Annotated in this window: 20 protein-coding genes; all 20 read left to right on the forward strand. The window is 42.6% G+C overall.

The window, feature by feature from the left end:
• Positions 1–66: 66 nt before the first annotated feature.
• The 20 genes from ACFVP7_RS09245 to fliE all read left to right on the forward strand — a co-directional run bounded on the left by ACFVP7_RS09245 (position 67) and on the right by fliE (position 18258).
• Entirely contained in the window at positions 67–453 is a 387-nt protein-coding gene (locus ACFVP7_RS09245; RefSeq protein WP_015715875.1) for a YlqD family protein, read from the forward strand.
• 4 nt (positions 454–457) lie between these two features.
• The gene (rimM, locus tag ACFVP7_RS09250) at positions 458–982 is read left to right on the forward strand and encodes a ribosome maturation factor RimM (RefSeq protein ID WP_003232013.1); all 525 of its coding nucleotides are present in this window, start codon (positions 458–460) and stop codon (positions 980–982) included.
• Positions 979–1710, forward strand: a complete 732-nt coding sequence (gene trmD, locus ACFVP7_RS09255; RefSeq protein ID WP_003232011.1) for a tRNA (guanosine(37)-N1)-methyltransferase TrmD — start codon at positions 979–981, stop codon at positions 1708–1710. Before rimM ends, trmD begins: the two co-directional genes overlap by 4 nt.
• Before the next feature lie 139 nt (positions 1711–1849).
• On the forward strand, positions 1850–2197 hold the full coding sequence (gene rplS / locus ACFVP7_RS09260) for a 50S ribosomal protein L19 (protein ID WP_003220825.1): 348 nt from the start codon (positions 1850–1852) through the stop codon (positions 2195–2197).
• A gap of 142 nt (positions 2198–2339) precedes the next feature.
• Positions 2340–3188, forward strand: a complete 849-nt coding sequence (gene ylqF / locus ACFVP7_RS09265; RefSeq protein ID WP_338733756.1) for a ribosome biogenesis GTPase YlqF — start codon at positions 2340–2342, stop codon at positions 3186–3188.
• A 70-nt stretch (positions 3189–3258) separates the two neighbouring features.
• Positions 3259–4026 (forward strand): ribonuclease HII, encoded by a 768-nt coding sequence (gene rnhB, locus ACFVP7_RS09270; RefSeq protein WP_038828231.1) that lies wholly within the window; start codon positions 3259–3261, stop codon positions 4024–4026.
• Between the two features lie 31 nt (positions 4027–4057).
• Entirely contained in the window at positions 4058–5788 is a 1731-nt protein-coding gene (locus tag ACFVP7_RS09275; protein WP_338733763.1) for a hypothetical protein, read from the forward strand.
• Positions 5785–6066 (forward strand): FlhB-like flagellar biosynthesis protein, encoded by a 282-nt coding sequence (locus ACFVP7_RS09280; protein WP_338733765.1) that lies wholly within the window; start codon positions 5785–5787, stop codon positions 6064–6066. Before ACFVP7_RS09275 ends, ACFVP7_RS09280 begins: the two co-directional genes overlap by 4 nt.
• A 172-nt stretch (positions 6067–6238) precedes the next feature.
• The gene (sucC, locus tag ACFVP7_RS09285) at positions 6239–7396 is read left to right on the forward strand and encodes an ADP-forming succinate--CoA ligase subunit beta (RefSeq protein WP_003244732.1); all 1158 of its coding nucleotides are present in this window, start codon (positions 6239–6241) and stop codon (positions 7394–7396) included.
• A gap of 28 nt (positions 7397–7424) precedes the next feature.
• The gene (gene sucD, locus ACFVP7_RS09290; protein ID WP_003238566.1) at positions 7425–8327 is read left to right on the forward strand and encodes a succinate--CoA ligase subunit alpha; all 903 of its coding nucleotides are present in this window, start codon (positions 7425–7427) and stop codon (positions 8325–8327) included.
• Between the two features lie 60 nt (positions 8328–8387).
• On the forward strand, positions 8388–9281 hold the full coding sequence (gene dprA, locus ACFVP7_RS09295; protein WP_014479775.1) for a DNA-processing protein DprA: 894 nt from the start codon (positions 8388–8390) through the stop codon (positions 9279–9281).
• Positions 9282–9468: 187 nt separating this feature from the next.
• Positions 9469–11544, forward strand: a complete 2076-nt coding sequence (gene topA, locus ACFVP7_RS09300) for a type I DNA topoisomerase (RefSeq protein WP_003245599.1) — start codon at positions 9469–9471, stop codon at positions 11542–11544.
• A 75-nt stretch (positions 11545–11619) separates the two neighbouring features.
• Positions 11620–12927, forward strand: a complete 1308-nt coding sequence (gene trmFO / locus ACFVP7_RS09305) for an FADH(2)-oxidizing methylenetetrahydrofolate--tRNA-(uracil(54)-C(5))-methyltransferase TrmFO (protein ID WP_003244725.1) — start codon at positions 11620–11622, stop codon at positions 12925–12927.
• A 67-nt stretch (positions 12928–12994) separates the two neighbouring features.
• Entirely contained in the window at positions 12995–13909 is a 915-nt protein-coding gene (gene xerC / locus ACFVP7_RS09310) for a tyrosine recombinase XerC (protein WP_003231988.1), read from the forward strand.
• Between the two features lie 12 nt (positions 13910–13921).
• On the forward strand, positions 13922–14467 hold the full coding sequence (gene clpQ / locus ACFVP7_RS09315; protein WP_003238555.1) for an ATP-dependent protease subunit ClpQ: 546 nt from the start codon (positions 13922–13924) through the stop codon (positions 14465–14467).
• A gap of 16 nt (positions 14468–14483) precedes the next feature.
• Complete coding sequence (gene hslU, locus ACFVP7_RS09320) at positions 14484–15887, forward strand: HslU--HslV peptidase ATPase subunit (RefSeq protein ID WP_003245556.1); 1404 nt, start codon at positions 14484–14486, stop codon at positions 15885–15887.
• A gap of 39 nt (positions 15888–15926) precedes the next feature.
• Entirely contained in the window at positions 15927–16706 is a 780-nt protein-coding gene (gene codY, locus ACFVP7_RS09325; protein ID WP_003220850.1) for a GTP-sensing pleiotropic transcriptional regulator CodY, read from the forward strand.
• 379 nt (positions 16707–17085) lie between these two features.
• Entirely contained in the window at positions 17086–17475 is a 390-nt protein-coding gene (gene flgB / locus ACFVP7_RS09330) for a flagellar basal body rod protein FlgB (protein WP_003245656.1), read from the forward strand.
• Positions 17475–17927, forward strand: coding sequence for a flagellar basal body rod protein FlgC (gene flgC, locus ACFVP7_RS09335; RefSeq protein WP_003245521.1), 453 nt, complete (start codon positions 17475–17477; stop codon positions 17925–17927). The genes flgB and flgC overlap by 1 nt, the downstream gene beginning before the upstream one ends.
• Positions 17928–17937: 10 nt before the next feature.
• The gene (fliE, locus tag ACFVP7_RS09340) at positions 17938–18258 is read left to right on the forward strand and encodes a flagellar hook-basal body complex protein FliE (RefSeq protein ID WP_003238544.1); all 321 of its coding nucleotides are present in this window, start codon (positions 17938–17940) and stop codon (positions 18256–18258) included.
• Positions 18259–18303 lie beyond the last annotated feature (45 nt).

Here is an 18303-nt window from a genome sequence, read left to right on the forward strand (position 1 = left end):
TAGAAGCTTAGGCAAAATAGAAAAGCCTGGGCGAGTAAAAGTTTTAAAAGCGGGGAGCTTGGTGCAATGCAAATTATTCACCGTGTAGCCGTTATGCAAGTCTTAACCGAGCGCAGTAAAGAAAAGCTTTTAGCTTCTTTTGCCGAAAAGAAACAAATGCTTGAACGAGAATGCAGCCAGCTCTATTTTCAGCTTAGAAAACATGAGAAAGAACAGCAAAACCCTGATATGATAGAACAATTTAAAAAGGCAATAGAAAAGCGAAAAGATGATATGAAAATCATCGATTTTCAAATTGCTCAAGTACATACATTGCCGCTTGGCAGTGAGTTGAAAGAAAAGGAAGTCGATGCGCTGCTGACGATTGAAGCCGGGGATGACTGGCATGAGAAAACAGCAGCGAACACCATCGTCATAAAAGACGGAAAAGTAATTGAAATTCGCCAGAGGTGATCATATGACAAAGCGATGGTTTAATGTAGGCAAAATCGTAAATACCCACGGAATCAAAGGCGAAGTGCGGGTGATTTCAAAAACAGATTTTGCCGAAGAACGATACAAGCCGGGAAACACGCTGTATTTGTTTATGGACGGCCGTAACGAACCAGTGGAGGTAACGGTAAACACACATAGACTGCATAAGCAATTTCATCTCCTGCAGTTTAAAGAAAGACAAAACCTAAATGAAGTAGAAGAGCTGAAAAACGCAATCATTAAAGTTCCTGAAGAAGAATTAGGAGAGCTGAATGAGGGTGAATTTTATTTCCACGAAATTATTGGGTGTGAAGTATTTACTGAAGAAGGCGAACTCATCGGAAAGGTCAAAGAAATTTTGACGCCTGGAGCCAATGACGTTTGGGTCATCGGACGAAAAGGAAAAAAAGACGCACTCATTCCTTACATTGAATCAGTGGTTAAACATATCGATGTCAGGGAAAAGAAAATTGAGATTGAACTCATGGAAGGGTTAATAGACGAATGAAAATCGATTTTTTGACGCTGTTTCCCGAAATGTTTGAAGGCGTGCTCGGCTCATCGATTCTTCAAAAAGCCCAGGAAAAAGATGCGGTGCAGTTTCAAGTCGTAAATTTCCGGGAGTACTCTGATAACAAGCACAATACTGTTGATGATTATCCTTATGGCGGCGGGGCAGGCATGGTTCTCAAGCCCCAGCCTGTTTTTGACGCGGTCGAGGACCTGACATCAAAGGCAGCCGCCGCTCCGCGTATTATCCTGGTATGCCCGCAAGGTGAGCGTTTTACCCAAAAAAAAGCCGAGCAATTAGCTAAGGAAGAGCATTTGCTGTTCATTTGCGGCCACTATGAAGGCTATGATGAACGCATTCGCGAGCACTTGGTAACGGATGAAATATCAATTGGCGACTTTGTTCTGACGGGCGGTGAGCTCCCTGCAATGATGATCGCAGACAGTGTGGTCAGACTGCTTCCGGGTGTACTGGGTAAAGAGGCTTCCCATATTGAGGATTCCTTCAGCACCGGACTTTTAGAGCACCCGCATTATACAAGACCGGCAGATTACAAAGGTTTAAAAGTGCCTGAAACACTCTTGTCAGGAAACCATGCAAAAATTGAAGAATGGCGGAATAAAGAATCGATCAGAAGGACCTACCTAAGACGTCCGGATCTGTTGAAAGACTACCCGCTTACAGAGCAGCAAAGAAAGTGGATTTCTGAATGGGAAAAAGAATAGATTTTATTGCATAGGCTATGAAATTGTGATAAGATACTACTTGTGGCTTAAGCGGGCTTATCCGCTGCAAGCTTGAAAACGATGTTCCGCTGTGCCGGTTTTTGTGGCCAAGAGCATCTGTTGGAAGGAGTTGAAAACGATGCAAAAACTAATTGAAGATATCACAAAAGAACAGCTTCGTACTGATCTTCCTGCGTTCCGTCCTGGTGACACTTTACGTGTACACGTTAAAGTTGTTGAGGGTAACCGTGAGCGTATCCAGATCTTTGAAGGTGTTGTGATTAAGCGTCGTGGTGGTGGAATCAGCGAAACGTTCACAGTTCGTAAGATTTCTTACGGTGTTGGCGTTGAACGTACTTTCCCAGTACACACACCAAAAATCGCGAAAATCGAAGTTGTACGTTACGGTAAAGTACGCCGTGCTAAACTTTACTACCTGCGTGAACTTCGCGGAAAAGCGGCTCGTATTAAAGAGATCAGACGATAATGATAACGAACGAAAAGAGCTTGTTACCTGTAACAAGCTCTTTTTTTATACAGAATTTGAAAATGCCGGACAGGCATCGTAAAATACATAAAGGACAACAATGAATCATGCATACTGAAGATAAAGGCGGTGTTCGTGTCACATGACAATTCAATGGTTCCCGGGCCATATGGCAAAAGCAAGAAGGGAAGTAACCGAAAAATTAAAATTAATCGATATCGTATATGAATTGGTAGATGCCAGAATTCCAATGTCATCAAGAAACCCAATGATTGAAGATATTCTAAAAAACAAGCCGCGAATTATGCTGTTAAACAAGTCTGACAAAGCAGATGCGGCAGTTACACAGCGGTGGAAAGAGCACTTTGAGAAGCAGGGGATCCGCTCTCTGTCTATTAATTCTGTAAATGGACAAGGGTTAAATCAAATTGTGCCTGCATCAAAAGAGATCCTCCAAGAAAAATTTGACCGGATGCGTGCGAAAGGTGTGAAGCCGAGAGCGATTCGCGCTTTGATTATCGGCATTCCAAACGTCGGAAAATCAACGCTCATCAACCGGCTTGCAAAGAAAAACATAGCAAAAACGGGAGACAGACCTGGTATTACGACTTCTCAACAGTGGGTCAAAGTTGGGAAAGAATTAGAGCTATTAGATACACCGGGAATTTTGTGGCCTAAATTTGAGGATGAGCTTGTCGGTTTGAGACTGGCAGTCACCGGGGCTATTAAAGACTCGATTATCAATTTGCAGGACGTGGCCGTGTTTGGTCTTCGTTTTCTCGAAGAACATTACCCAGAACGGCTCAAGGAGCGTTATGGCCTTGAGGAGATCCCAGAGGACATTGCCGAGCTGTTTGATGCAATAGGTGAAAAGCGGGGCTGTCTCATGAGCGGTGGGCTCATTAACTATGATAAGACGACTGAAGTCATCATTCGCGATATTCGCACTGAAAAGTTCGGCAGGCTGTCATTTGAACAGCCGACGATGTAAAGGCGCGCAGAAATGCGGGTCTTTATTTTTTCTTGGCTGAACCGATACATACAGTAAGGGAGAAGAGAAAGTGAATACATTAACCGTAAAGGACATTAAAGACCGTTTGCAGGAAGTGAAGGATGCACGAGACCCATTTATTGCCCAATGCGAAAACGACCCGAGAAAAAGCGTTCAAACGCTTGTAGAGCAATGGCTTAAAAAGCAAGCGAAAGAAAAAGCGCTGAAAGAACAATGGGTGAATATGACTTCCTATGAAAGGCTGGCAAGAAACAAAGGATTTCGCTTGATTGCAGGTGTTGACGAGGTGGGCCGGGGGCCATTGGCAGGACCAGTTGTCGCCAGCGCAGTCATCCTTCCAGAGGAATGTGAAATACTTGGGCTGACAGACTCCAAAAAGCTTTCAGAGAAAAAACGCGAGGAATATTACGAGCTTATTATGAAGGAAGCACTGGCGGTCGGGATAGGAATTGTAGAAGCTACTGTGATTGATGAGATCAATATATATGAAGCTTCAAAAATGGCAATGGTGAAAGCGATACAGGATTTGTCGGATACACCTGATTATTTGCTTGTTGACGCAATGACACTTCCGCTCGACACGGCTCAGGCGTCAATTATAAAAGGCGATGCCAAAAGCGTGTCTATTGCGGCAGGTGCGTGTATCGCAAAAGTGACGAGGGACCGAATGATGAGCGCTTATGCCGAAACGTATCCCATGTACGGCTTTGAAAAAAATAAAGGCTATGGGACAAAAGAACATTTGGAAGCTCTCGCTGCATACGGCCCAACTGAATTGCACCGCAAAACTTTCGCTCCTGTTCAATCTTTCAGATAAATCACCATGGACAAGGAGGCACCTTTTTAAAATGAACATACGAAATGATGTGCAAAAGGCGCTGCAGCACCTTTTCGGGCGTACAGCCGACCCGCAGGTTACATCAAAAGTAAACGAAGCGCTAAACGGGGAGAAGCGTCTCCTCTTAGGAAAAGTGCTTCGTTTACTAGGAGATCAGCATGCCCTGATCCAAGTCGGTAATCAAACTGTTCAGGGAAAACTTGAAGCCCAGCTTCGTCCTCAGGCATACTATTGGTTTTCCTACGAAAAAAAAACGGCAGAACAAACAGGCCGTCTTCAGGTCGTTCAAAGCTTTGATCAAAATCCTAAAACCATTCAGGATGCAGCTGGCAAGCTTTTAAATGCCATGTCAGTGAAGACGTCAAACGCAGCTCTCATGATGACAGGAGCGATGCTGAAGAGCAAAACACCCGTAACAGAAAATGATATCAAAACAGCTGTCCGCTGGATGGACACGCTGCCTTCGCAAGACACAAAAAAAGCAGTTGAAGCGGTTCTCTTCGCTTTAAAGCGTGATCTTCCCATTCACTCCGAGATTTTGAATGGTGTTCACGCTGTGAAATCGCCTGTTCCGTTGCATCAGCACGTATCCCAGCTGCTACAGGCAATCGACCAAAACCCTCAGCAGAGCCAAATGATGTCAAAGCTAAAGGAAGCAGTTACGGTGCTTTTAAATAGTGAAATCGATGTCCATGCAGAACGGCTGATTGATAAGCTTATTTCTTTAACCGACAATACGAAAGCACCTTCTCCGGCGAATACAGCTGGAAGCAGGGAGCTTAGCACACCAGCTGGCTCCCCCGGAAAAGCCAGCCTGCCGATTGCAAATCACACAGCAGAACAGGGAAGCATACAAGAAGAGCCTGTTAAAACAGCAGCAGACATTCCAATTAAAGAAGCCCGCCAGCTGCTGTTGAAGCTGACGGAATCTGCTGAAAAAAACGGTCTCCAAATTGTGAAAGAAGCAGCAAATTGGATTCAAGCGGCTGCTTCATCGGGTGATAGTAAGTCACTTGCAGCTTCAGCTGTTTTACAAGCGGCACAAGTCACAGACCAGGAAGCCGAAGTCTTTTTAAAGGCTGTTCAGCAGACAGCACCCCATTTGGCGGATAAGGCAGATGTTCTTTCTTTCTTATCCAAAGTGAAAACGGCAATCGGCGCAAGGGACGAGGTTGCGTTCATTAAAGCGTTTGAACAAGGAAGCGCAGTCACATCTGGCGAAATGCAATCCATCAAGCTGGCTCTTTCTGCCTTAAGAGCATCGCATGAGGTAGCCGAACCAGTCAAACAAGAAGCCGATCAGCTTTTTCATAAATTAAATGGCCAGCTTTTCATACAGCAGGACCATCCATCATACAGCCAAATTGTAATGTCATTTCCGATGTTTTCGAAGTCAGGGGTTCAGGACATGACTGTTCTGTTTAAAGGAAAGAAAGAAGCGGATGGAAAGCTTGATCCTTCCCATTGCCGCCTTTTGTTTTTGCTGCAGCTTGATACACTAAAAGAAACCGTCGTTGATTGCTTGGTACAACAAAAAGTCATGACCATTACAATAGAGACTGATTTCGAGCTGCAGGCTGCGATCGATCCGATGGTGCCCGCGCTTAAACAGGGGCTAAAGGAAATGGGGTACAGCCTTTCAGGGGTAAACGCTAAAAAAAGGGTTCACACCGAAGAAAAGGCTTCAATCGATCAATATATAACAAGTATCAGTGATCAGGAAGTGGATGTGAAAATATGAAAGAGCAGACACCGATCAGAAAAGCTGTTGCTCTCCATTATGACGAACAAAAAGACAAGGCGCCGAGAGTGATTGCCACAGGGAAGGGCTATGTAGCTGACAACATTATCAAAGAAGCGAAAAAAGCAGGGGTCCCGATTCAAGAAGATCGGACCCTTGTCGAATTAATGCGCCATTTGACGGTAGATGATCAAATTCCTGAAGCTCTTTATGAAACGGTAGCCGAGATTTTTTCATTCATTTACAAATTGGACGAAAGCGTAAAAAACAAAAAATAGCTAAAATATTCCCCATCCTCCTTTGAAATTTATGTTTTTAATAAAGTAAAAGTTTGAATGTTTAGAAGGATTAAAAGATTTTGCATCGAACTGTAGACAATTCTTCCAGTATTATTATAGAATGAAAGCGCAGTCTATTTTAGTTTTGTTACATAAGTTAGGAGGATGGGAAATGAATATCCATGAGTACCAGGGAAAAGAAGTCCTCAGAAAATATGGGGTATCTGTTCCTGAAGGTAAAGTGGCTTTTACAGCAGAAGAAGCAGTTGAGAGTGCAAAGAGCTTATCCAGCTCGGTTTATGTCGTAAAGGCTCAAATTCATGCTGGCGGTCGAGGCAAAGCTGGTGGGGTAAAAATAGCAAAATCATTAGACGAAGTAAAAGCGTATGCCGAAGAACTATTAGGGAAGACCCTAGTTACACATCAGACGGGTCCGGACGGCCAAGTAATAAAACGCTTACTTATTGAAGAAGGCTGCGATATTAAAAAAGAATATTACATCGGTCTAGTGCTTGACCGCGCCACTTCAAGAATCGTTTTGATGGCTTCTGAAGAAGGCGGAACGGAAATTGAAGAGGTTGCGGAGAAAACACCGGAAAAAATCAAAAAAGCTGTCATTGATCCGGCTGTTGGCCTTCAAGGCTATCAAGCCAGAGAAATTGCATTCGCTATTAATATTCCAAAAGAGCTCGTGGGAAAAGCTGCTAAATTTATGCTTGGACTATATAAAGCGTTTGTTGAGAAAGACTGCTCAATCGCCGAAATCAATCCGCTTGTTGTTACCGGCGACGGAAATGTGATGGCGCTTGATGCAAAATTGAATTTTGACAGCAATGCGTTGTACCGACAAAAGGACATTATGGAATACAGAGATTTGGATGAAGAAGATCCGAAAGAAATTGAAGCGTCCAAATATGATCTAAGCTACATTTCCCTTGATGGAAATATCGGCTGTATGGTAAACGGCGCGGGGCTTGCAATGTCCACGATGGATATTATCAAGCATTATGGAGGAGAACCGGCCAACTTCCTTGATGTGGGCGGCGGTGCAACCGCTGAAAAAGTCACGGAAGCATTTAAAATCATTCTTTCTGATCAAAACGTTAAAGGGATTTTTGTCAACATTTTCGGCGGCATTATGAAATGTGATGTCATCGCAGAAGGGGTTGTTGAAGCGACTAGACAAGTTGGTTTGACATTGCCGCTTGTCGTCCGTCTTGAAGGCACAAACGTGGATCTAGGGAAGAAAATCCTTAGTGAATCAGGATTAAACATTACATCTGCGGAATCAATGGCTGACGGCGCGCAGAAAATCGTATCCTTAGTTTAAGAAAGAATGAAAGGCAGGGGACCAAATAATGAGTGTTTTCATTAATAAAGATACAAGAGTTATTGTGCAAGGGATTACAGGTTCTACCGCTTTATTTCATACGAAGCAGATGCTTGAATACGGCACAAATATCGTTGGCGGTGTAACACCTGGAAAAGGCGGAACAGAAGCGGAAGGTGTTCCTGTATTTAATACAGTGGCTGAAGCAGTTCAAACGACCGGCGCTAACGCGTCTGTTATATATGTGCCCGCACCGTTTGCAGCTGATGCGATTATGGAAGCGGTAGATGCGGAGCTTGATCTCGTGATTTGTATCACAGAACATATCCCGGTTTTGGATATGGTGAAGGTCAAACGCTTCATGGAAGGCAAGAAAACGAGACTGATAGGGCCGAACTGTCCTGGTGTCATTACGCCTGAAGAATGTAAAATCGGCATTATGCCCGGATACATCCATAAAAAGGGTCATGTAGGCGTTGTATCACGTTCAGGAACATTAACATACGAAGCGGTGCACCAGCTCTCAGAAGCGGGTGTAGGGCAATCTACAGCTGTTGGAATCGGCGGCGACCCTGTAAATGGAACAAACTTTATTGACGTTTTAAAAGCGTTTAACGAAGATCCTGACACACACGCAGTCATCATGATTGGCGAAATCGGCGGTACTGCCGAAGAGGAAGCGGCAGAGTGGGTAAAAGCCAACATGACAAAACCGGTAGTCGGTTTTATCGGTGGTAAAACAGCACCTCCTGGGAAGCGCATGGGGCATGCAGGCGCCATTATTTCCGGCGGGAAAGGGACAGCTGATGAAAAAATCAAAACCCTTAATGCATGCGGAATCGAAGTTGCAGAGACACCTTCTGTCATGGGTGAAACCTTAATCAAGGTGCTGAAAGAGAAGAACTTGTTCGAAACTTGTAAAACGCATTAATAAAAAAGGGACAGCCGTCAAGGCTGTTCCTGCTTTTTCTAACAAAAGGAGGTCAATCTATTGGATCAGGCCGCTGCCTGCCTAACGATTTGCAGAATCAATCAATTATTATCCCCATCCCTTCTATTAAAATGGTGGAAAGCCGATCCGTCTATGTCGCTGACATCACCCGTGTTACAAACGGTTACTCGTGATCAAATAAAAGCAGCTGCATTAAAAAACGAAATAGAACAATTTTATCCAAAGCTCCCGCGTGTACTTGCTGCTTATCGTGAGCAAGGCATTAACACCATCCCTATTTCTTCAAAGCAATATCCTTTCTGGCTTAAAAGCATTTATGATCCCCCTGCCGTACTGTTTGCAAAAGGTGATATGACTCTTCTTTCGAAAGGGAGAAAAATTGGAATTGTAGGGACAAGAAATCCAACAGCTTATGGGAAACAAGTTGTCAATCATCTTACAAAAGAGATCTGTCGTAAAGGTTGGGTGATTGTCAGCGGACTGGCGTCTGGGATAGACGGAATGTCCCATGCTGCAAGTATTAAGGCGAAGGGGCGGACAATTGGCGTCATTGCAGGCGGATTTCAACACATTTATCCCCGAGAAAACCTTCAGTTAGCAGATCACATGGCTAAACACCATATCCTGCTGTCAGAGCACCCACCTGAAACTAAACCCCAAAAATGGCATTTCCCTATGAGAAACCGTATTATCAGCGGACTAAGTGAAGGCGTTATTGTCGTTCAGGGCAAAGAAAAAAGCGGTTCGCTGATTACTGCCTATCAAGCATTGGAACAAGGGAGAGAGGTATTTGCCGTACCCGGTTCATTGTTTGACCCTTACGCCGGAGGTCCTATAAAACTGATCCAGCAGGGGGCTAAAGCCATATGGTCAGCAGAGGATATTTTCGAGGAACTTCCTGAGAGAAACGTTCAATATACGGAACCCTTTTGAATTATCGTTTGACAAACGGTATTGTAATATTTAATAATAGTGAGGATTTAAAGTTGCATATTGTTTTCTATTTAATTAATGACGTTCATGATAAAGAATGAAATGTTGAAAGCCAAATAAAGACAGCTGCAAAAATAAAATTGAAATATCTTGAAAAGAGAGAGAACACCTCTTGAGGGGGATGAAAATGTCTGATTATCTAGTCATCGTGGAATCGCCCGCTAAGGCGAAAACGATTGAACGTTACTTAGGTAAAAAATATAAAGTAAAAGCATCAATGGGACATGTCCGGGATCTTCCAAAAAGTCAAATGGGAGTTGACATAGAACAGAATTTTGAACCGAAATATATTACCATTCGAGGTAAAGGCCCGGTATTAAAAGAGCTGAAAACGGCTGCGAAAAAAGCCAAAAAAGTGTATCTTGCAGCCGACCCCGACAGAGAAGGGGAAGCGATTGCATGGCATTTGGCACACAGTCTTGATTTAGATCTCAACTCAGACTGCCGTGTGGTGTTTAACGAAATTACAAAAGACGCTATTAAGGAATCGTTTAAGCATCCCCGCATGATCAATATGGATTTAGTGGATGCACAGCAAGCGAGACGTATTTTAGACAGGCTTGTCGGATATAAAATCAGTCCAATCTTATGGAAAAAAGTCAAAAAAGGGCTTAGCGCAGGACGCGTGCAATCCGTTGCCCTCCGTTTGATTATTGACCGTGAAAAAGAGATTAACGACTTTAAGCCTGAGGAATATTGGACAATTGACGGTACGTTCTTAAAAGGTCAAGAAACCTTTGAAGCGAGCTTTTTCGGGAAAAACGGCAAAAAACTTCCTTTAAATAGTGAAGCTGATGTAAAAGAGATTCTTTCTCAGCTCAAAGGGAATCAATATACAGTTGAAAAAGTAACCAAAAAGGAACGCAAACGTAATCCTGCTTTGCCTTTTACCACTTCTACCCTGCAGCAGGAAGCGGCTCGCAAGCTCAATTTCAGAGCGAAGAAAACGATGATGATTGCACAGCAATTATATGAAGGAATTGATTTAGGAAGAGAAGGAACGGTTGGTCTGATCACGTATATGAGAACGGATTCAACCCGTATTTCAAATACGGCTGTTGATGAAGCAGCTGCATTTATTGATCAGACTTATGGAAAAGAGTTCCTAGGCGGAAAACGGAAGCCTGCGAAAAAGAATGAAAACGCCCAGGATGCCCACGAAGCAATTCGGCCGACTTCAGTTCTTAGAAAACCAAGTGAATTAAAAGCAGTCCTCGGCAGAGACCAAATGAGACTGTATAAATTAATTTGGGAGCGTTTTGTTGCCAGCCAAATGGCACCGGCTGTTCTCGATACAATGAGTGTCGACCTGACAAACAACGGTTTGACATTTCGTGCAAATGGAAGTAAAGTCAAGTTTTCCGGGTTTATGAAGGTGTATGTTGAAGGAAAAGACGATCAAATGGAAGAAAAAGACCGGATGCTGCCTGACTTACAAGAAGGCGACACGGTATTATCAAAAGATATAGAACCTGAGCAGCATTTTACCCAGCCGCCTCCGCGATATACTGAGGCCCGGCTTGTTAAAACCCTTGAAGAACGCGGTATCGGCCGTCCATCCACATATGCTCCGACACTTGATACTATTCAGCGGCGCGGCTACGTGGCATTGGATAATAAACGTTTCGTTCCGACTGAATTAGGTCAGATCGTTCTTGACTTGATCATGGAGTTTTTCCCTGAGATCATTAACGTTGAGTTTACAGCTAAAATGGAGAGAGATCTTGATCATGTTGAAGAAGGAAATACCGAATGGGTCAAGATTATCGATAATTTCTACACCGATTTTGAAAAACGCGTCAAAAAAGCCGAATCGGAAATGAAGGAAGTTGAGATTGAACCAGAGTATGCTGGAGAGGATTGTGAATTGTGCAGTTCTCCAATGGTATATAAAATGGGACGGTACGGTAAATTCTTAGCTTGCTCCAACTTCCCTGACTGCCGGAACACGAAACCGATTGTGAAACAAATCGGTGTGAAGTGCCCGAGCTGCGGAGAAGGAAACATTGTTGAGCGAAAATCGAAAAAGAAACGGGTGTTTTACGGCTGTGACCGTTATCCGGACTGTGAATTCGTATCATGGGACAAACCAATTGAACGAAAATGCCCGAAATGCGGAAAAATGCTCGTCGAGAAAAAACTCAAAAAAGGTATACAAGTCCAATGCGTGGAATGCGATTATAAGGAAGAACCACAGAAGTAGCGGTGAGCAGGGTCTTGCTCACCTTCTTTGTGTGTTAAAAGAAGGCCTTGAATAATAAACTAGGAGATGTGAAAGATGAACCAACAAACAGTGAATGTAATCGGAGCCGGACTCGCAGGAAGTGAAGCAGCATGGCAGCTTGCCAAACGTGGGATTCAAGTCAAATTGTATGAAATGCGGCCAGTTAAACAAACGCCTGCGCATCATACAGATAAATTTGCTGAGCTTGTCTGCAGCAACTCTCTTCGCTCTAATACACTTGCTAACGCTGTCGGTGTATTAAAGGAAGAAATGCGTGCGCTTGATTCAGCCATTATCGCTGCGGCTGACGAATGTTCGGTGCCTGCCGGGGGCGCTCTTGCAGTAGACCGTCATGAATTTGCCGCAAGTGTGACAAATCGGGTGAAAAATCATCCAAACGTAACCGTTATTAATGAAGAAGTGACTGAAATTCCTGAAGGCCCTACTATCATCGCAACGGGTCCGTTAACATCTGAATCGCTGTCTGCCCAGCTGAAGGAGCTGACTGGAGAGGACTATTTATATTTTTATGACGCAGCGGCGCCAATTGTAGAAAAAGACAGCCTTGATATGGATAAAGTGTACCTAAAATCCCGTTATGATAAAGGTGAAGCAGCATATTTGAACTGCCCGATGACAGAAGAAGAGTTTGACCGTTTTCATGAAGCATTAACATCAGCAGAAACAGTGCCGTTAAAAGAATTTGAAAAAGAGATTTTCTTTGAAGGCTGCATGCCGATTGAAGTTATGGCAAAACGGGGTAAGAAAACAATGCTTTTCGGTCCGATGAAACCGGTTGGTCTAGAGCATCCTGTTACAGGAAAACGCCCTTATGCCGTCGTTCAGCTCAGACAGGATGATGCTGCGGGAACACTTTATAATATTGTAGGATTCCAGACTCATTTAAAATGGGGAGACCAAAAGGAAGTTCTCAAGTTGATTCCAGGACTTGAAAATGTAGAAATCGTCAGATATGGCGTGATGCACAGAAACACATTTATTAACTCTCCAAGCCTGTTAAAGCCGACTTATCAATTTAAAAACCGCAGTGATCTGTTCTTTGCAGGCCAAATGACGGGAGTAGAAGGATATGTGGAATCAGCTGCCTCAGGACTTGTAGCAGGCATTAATGCGGCGAAGCTTGTATTGGGAGAAGAGCTTGTGATCTTCCCTCAGGAAACAGCAATTGGCAGTATGGCACATTATATTACAACAACAAACCAGAAGAACTTCCAGCCGATGAATGCAAACTTTGGGCTTTTGAAAGAATTGCCAGTTAAAATTAAAAATAAAAAAGAACGAAATGAACAATACGCGAACCGTGCGATTGAAACAATTCAAACAATTTCGAAAACAATATAGGTATTGATTGCAACCTGAGCGCGATTTGTGATACCATTTAAAAGCCCTTCCTGGGGAGGTATTAGGCATGGAGAATGTTAAGAATTTCGTAAAGTTATTCGTTGAATATTTACAAATTGAAAAAAATTATTCACAATATACTATTGTGAATTATGTGGATTCAATTGAAGAATTCGAGACTTTCCTGCGCGTTCAAGGTATAAATGGATTTGAAGAAGCTGCATATCAAGATACTAGGATTTTTTTGACAGAAGCCTATGAAAAAGGTTTATCGAGAAGAACAATAAGCAAAAAGATATCTGCATTAAGAAGCTTTTATAAGTTTCTGATGCGGGAAAAGCTTATTGAAGAAAATCCGTTTCAGCTTGTTCATCTGCCAAAACAGGAGAAACGGATACCGAAGTTTCTATATCAAAAAGAGCTTGAGGAGCTGTTTGAAGTTTCAGATATAAGCCAGCCGGCCGGAATGAGGGATCAAGCGCTGTTAGAGCTGCTCTATGCCACTGGAATGAGGGTCAGTGAATGCTGTTCCATAACTATTAACGACGTTGATTTATTTATGGACACTGTGCTTGTTCACGGTAAAGGCAAGAAGCAGCGCTATATCCCCTTTGGGTCTTATGCCCGCGAAGCGTTGAAGGTATACATGAATAGCGGAAGACAGTGCTTGCTGATGAAGGCAAAAGAACCTCATGATCTATTATTCGTAAATCAAAGAGGCGGACCGCTTACAGCCCGTGGCATCAGACATATTTTAAGCGGGCTTGTTCAAAAAGCGTCAAGCACTTTACATATCCATCCGCATATGCTTCGACATACGTTCGCCACGCATCTGTTAAATGAAGGAGCGGATTTGAGAAGCGTTCAAGAACTGCTCGGGCATTCCAATCTGTCTTCTACACAGATATACACGCACGTTTCGAAGGAAATGTTGAGAAACACATATATGTCTCACCATCCAAGAGCATTTAAGAAAAATTAAAGGAGGCCCTTTATGTCATCTTTTCATGCGACCACAATATTTGCCGTACAGCATAAAGGACGAAGCGCTATGTCCGGAGACGGCCAAGTAACATTTGGTCAGGCTGTTGTCATGAAACACACGGCACGGAAAGTGAGAAAACTGTTTAACGGCAAAGTTCTTGCTGGTTTTGCGGGATCTGTTGCAGACGCTTTCACTTTATTCGAAAAGTTTGAAGCTAAGCTTGAAGAATATAACGGCAACTTAAAACGGGCGGCTGTTGAGCTTGCGAAGGAATGGCGCAGTGATAAAGTGCTAAGAAAGCTCGAAGCCATGCTGATTGTTATGAATCAGGATACTTTGCTTCTCGTATCGGGAACAGGCGAGGTGATCGAACCAGATGACGGCATTCTCGCGATTGGATCAGGAGGCAATTACGCTTTGGCAGCGGGAAGAGCACTGAAAAAGCATGCCGGTGAAAGCATGTCTGCAAGTGAGATTGCCAGAGCCGCGTTAGAAACAGCAGGCGAAATTTGTGTTTACACGAACGATCAAATCATACTGGAAGAGCTTGAATAGAAAGGACTTGAGGCGCATGGAAAAAAAACCGTTAACTCCTAGACAGATTGTAGATCGGTTAGACCAATATATTGTCGGTCAGCAAAATGCGAAAAAAGCTGTCGCCGTGGCATTAAGAAACCGCTATAGAAGAAGTCTTCTGGATGAAAAGCTGAAGGACGAGGTCGTTCCGAAAAACATTTTAATGATGGGTCCTACCGGCGTCGGGAAAACTGAAATTGCCAGACGAATCGCTAAGCTTTCAGGTGCGCCATTTATCAAAATTGAAGCTACTAAATTTACCGAAGTCGGCTATGTAGGCAGAGATGTTGAATCAATGGTCAGAGATCTTGTGGAGACTTCTGTTCGGCTTATAAAAGAAGAGAAAATGAATGAAGTAAAGGAACAGGCAGAAGAAAATGCAAACAAACGCATTGTTCGTCTGTTAGTTCCTGGGAAGAAAAAACAATCTGGCGTTAAAAATCCGTTTGAAATGTTTTTTGGAGGCAGCCAGCCGAATGGTGAAGATGAGGCGGAGAGCCAGGAAGAAGCAAACATCGAAGAAAAAAGAAAACGAATGGCGCATCAGCTGGCTTTAGGAGAGCTCGAAGACTACTATGTAACAGTAGAAGTCGAAGAGCAGCAGCCTTCTATGTTTGACATGCTGCAGGGCTCGGGTATGGAGCAGATGGGTATGAACATGCAGGATGCGCTGAGCGGATTAATGCCAAAGAAAAAGAAGCGGCGCAAAATGACAGTCAGAGAAGCCAGAAAAGTCCTGACGAATGAAGAAGCAAGCAAACTCATCGATATGGATGAAGTCGGCCAGGAAGCTGTTCAGAGAGCAGAAGAGAGCGGGATTATCTTTATCGATGAGATTGATAAAATCGCAAAGAACGGCGGTGCATCTTCTTCTGCCGATGTTTCAAGAGAAGGCGTTCAGCGGGATATCCTTCCGATTGTTGAAGGTTCTACCGTTGTCACAAAATATGGTTCTGTAAAAACAGACCATGTATTATTTATTGCAGCAGGAGCGTTTCATATGGCCAAACCGTCTGATTTGATTCCTGAGCTGCAGGGGCGTTTCCCGATTCGTGTAGAACTGAACAAACTCACGGTAGACGACTTCGTGAGAATTTTGGTTGAGCCGGATAATGCGCTGCTGAAACAATATCAGGCATTATTGCAGACAGAAGGTATATCTCTTGAATTTTCTGACGAAGCTATTCATAAGATTGCTGAAGTTGCTTATCATGTGAACCAGGACACAGATAATATCGGTGCGAGACGCCTTCATACAATACTTGAACGCCTATTAGAAGATTTGTCGTTTGAAGCTCCAGATGTAACGATGGAGAAAATAACGATTACACCACAGTATGTCGAAGAAAAGCTCGGAACGATAGCCAAAAACAAAGATTTAAGTCAATTTATATTGTGAAAAATTTAATATGAGGAATGTTTAGGAGGATTATTTATCATGGCTTTATTACAAAAAACAAGAATTATTAACTCCATGCTGCAAGCTGCGGCAGGGAAACCGGTAAACTTCAAGGAAATGGCGGAGACGCTGCGGGATGTAATTGATTCCAATATTTTCGTTGTAAGCCGCAGAGGGAAACTCCTTGGGTATTCTATTAACCAGCAAATTGAAAATGATCGTATGAAAAAAATGCTTGAGGATCGTCAATTCCCTGAAGAATATACGAAAAATCTGTTTAATGTCCCTGAAACATCTTCTAACTTGGATATTAATAGTGAATATACTGCTTTCCCTGTTGAGAACAGAGACCTGTTTCAAGCTGGTTTAACAACAATTGTGCCGATCATCGGAGGCGGGGAAAGATTAGGAACACTTATTCTTTCGCGTTTACAAGATCAATTCAATGACGATGACTTAATTCTAGCTGAATACGGCGCAACAGTTGTCGGAATGGAAATCCTAAGAGAAAAAGCAGAAGAAATTGAAGAGGAAGCAAGAAGCAAAGCTGTCGTACAAATGGCTATCAGCTCGCTTTCTTACAGTGAGCTTGAAGCAATTGAGCACATTTTTGAGGAGCTTGACGGAAATGAAGGTCTTCTTGTTGCAAGTAAAATTGCTGACCGTGTCGGCATTACCCGTTCTGTTATTGTGAACGCACTCAGAAAGCTGGAGAGCGCCGGTGTTATCGAGTCTAGATCATTAGGAATGAAAGGTACTTATATCAAGGTACTAAACAACAAATTCCTAATTGAATTAGAAAATCTAAAATCTCATTAATCACAAAAAGAACCCTTTTTGAGGGTTCTTTTTTTATTTCAAATAAAGGAAATCAATAAGCTTTATTTCCTGGGTTGAAAGTCTTTCTATGTAATAATTTTAATAAATTTTGCATTTTTCTTCAAAAAGTTTCAAAAATGCCGAAAAGAAAGGAGAAAAAACAGAAATTCTGCTATTTTCAGGCTTATATCAAGGCGAGAAATGTAGTTCTAACAATCTAGGACTTTATACCTAGTTGCAAAATAGATAATTGTGAGGACATTTTTTTACACGAACTTCATAGACTTTATGCCTGTTATTTCTTACAATAAGCATATAGTTTTACAATTCTCGACAAGGATATTGAGGGTGAAAAAAACTGAAATGGAGGTAAGTGGATTTGAGCTTATTTTCTGGAACGATACAAAATCTTGAAAATGCCTTGAGTAGAGCGGATATTAAGCAAAAAGTCATAACTAATAATATCGCCAATATAGATACACCGAACTATAAGGCAAAAAAAGTCTCTTTCCAAAATTTATTAGATCAAGAATCCTCGCGTCTTGAAGCGATAAAAACAGACTATCGTCATGTTGATTTTTCTGATACTGATTCGAATTATTCAATTGTTGCGAGCGGAGATACATCGTATCAGCAAAACGGAAACAATGTTGATGTTGACAAAGAGATGACAGAATTGGCGCAAAATCAAATCAACTATCAAGCTTTGGTTGAAAGAATGAACGGTAAATTTAATTCGCTGAAGACCGTATTAACAGGAGGAAAATGATGACAGCTTTTCATAGCTTAAATGTTTCAGCATCGGCTTTAACAGCTCAGCGAGTCAGAATGGACGTTGTATCATCTAACTTAGCAAATATGGATACGACAAGAGCTAAGCAGGTGAATGGAGAGTGGGTGCCTTACAGAAGAAAAATGGTTTCCCTTCAGTCAAAAGGTGAATCGTTCTCTTCTATTCTCAATTCTCAAATGAGCGGAAGCGGGAATGCTGGAAACGGTGTGAAGGTTTCAAAAATTACGGAGGATGATTCAGATTTTAATCTTGTCTATGATCCGACAGACCCTGATGCAAACGCTGAAGGATATGTACAAAAGCCTAATGTTGATCCATTAAAGGAAATGGTTGATCTTGTCAGCAGCACCAGATCATACGAGGCGAATGTCACGGCGATGAATGCCACAAAGGGAATGCTGATGAAGGCGTTAGAAATCGGAAAGTAGGTGAATGAATGTGATTAATGCAATTTCTCCTTTTCAGGTTCAAAATACTCAAAACACTCAAAATGCAACAAATCAAGTAAACAATAGCCAAAAAACAGATTCTTCAAATCAAACAAGCTTTTCGGAGCTTTTAAAAAACTCTATTAGTTCGTTAAATGAGTCCCAAGTAGCTTCTGACAACATGACTAATGCCTTGGCTGCAGGAAAAGATGTAAATCTTGATGAGGTCATGATCGCTGCTCAAAAAGCCAGCATCTCTCTAACTGCAGCAACAGAGTTCCGCAATAAAGCTGTGGAAGCTTATCAGGAGATTATGAGAATGCAAATGTAGGGGGTCTGACGATTTAGAGAAAGAGTGGAATGACCGGGGGTTAAC

Origin of the sequence: Bacillus sp. SG20033, assembly GCF_044570195.1 — a bacterium.
In the GTDB taxonomy this organism is placed as follows: Bacteria; Bacillota; Bacilli; order Bacillales; family Bacillaceae; genus Bacillus; species Bacillus subtilis.

Bases quoted from the DNA above. Each gene is read 5' to 3' on its own strand.
- topA (WP_003245599.1), top strand. From the start codon at position 9,469: ATGTCTGATTATCTAGTCATCGTGGAATCGCCCGCTAAGGCGAAAACG.
- codY (WP_003220850.1), top strand. From the start codon at position 15,927: ATGGCTTTATTACAAAAAACAAGAATTATTAACTCCATGCTGCAAGCT.
- trmD (WP_003232011.1), top strand. From the start codon at position 979: ATGAAAATCGATTTTTTGACGCTGTTTCCCGAAATGTTTGAAGGCGTG.
- rimM (WP_003232013.1), top strand. From the start codon at position 458: ATGACAAAGCGATGGTTTAATGTAGGCAAAATCGTAAATACCCACGGA.
- hslU (WP_003245556.1), top strand. From the start codon at position 14,484: ATGGAAAAAAAACCGTTAACTCCTAGACAGATTGTAGATCGGTTAGAC.
- ACFVP7_RS09275 (WP_338733763.1), top strand. From the start codon at position 4,058: ATGAACATACGAAATGATGTGCAAAAGGCGCTGCAGCACCTTTTCGGG.
- xerC (WP_003231988.1), top strand. From the start codon at position 12,995: ATGGAGAATGTTAAGAATTTCGTAAAGTTATTCGTTGAATATTTACAA.
- ACFVP7_RS09245 (WP_015715875.1), top strand. From the start codon at position 67: ATGCAAATTATTCACCGTGTAGCCGTTATGCAAGTCTTAACCGAGCGC.
- rplS (WP_003220825.1), top strand. From the start codon at position 1,850: ATGCAAAAACTAATTGAAGATATCACAAAAGAACAGCTTCGTACTGAT.
- clpQ (WP_003238555.1), top strand. From the start codon at position 13,922: ATGTCATCTTTTCATGCGACCACAATATTTGCCGTACAGCATAAAGGA.
- ACFVP7_RS09280 (WP_338733765.1), top strand. From the start codon at position 5,785: ATGAAAGAGCAGACACCGATCAGAAAAGCTGTTGCTCTCCATTATGAC.
- sucD (WP_003238566.1), top strand. From the start codon at position 7,425: ATGAGTGTTTTCATTAATAAAGATACAAGAGTTATTGTGCAAGGGATT.
- flgC (WP_003245521.1), top strand. From the start codon at position 17,475: ATGACAGCTTTTCATAGCTTAAATGTTTCAGCATCGGCTTTAACAGCT.
- trmFO (WP_003244725.1), top strand. From the start codon at position 11,620: ATGAACCAACAAACAGTGAATGTAATCGGAGCCGGACTCGCAGGAAGT.
- ylqF (WP_338733756.1), top strand. From the start codon at position 2,340: ATGACAATTCAATGGTTCCCGGGCCATATGGCAAAAGCAAGAAGGGAA.
- sucC (WP_003244732.1), top strand. From the start codon at position 6,239: ATGAATATCCATGAGTACCAGGGAAAAGAAGTCCTCAGAAAATATGGG.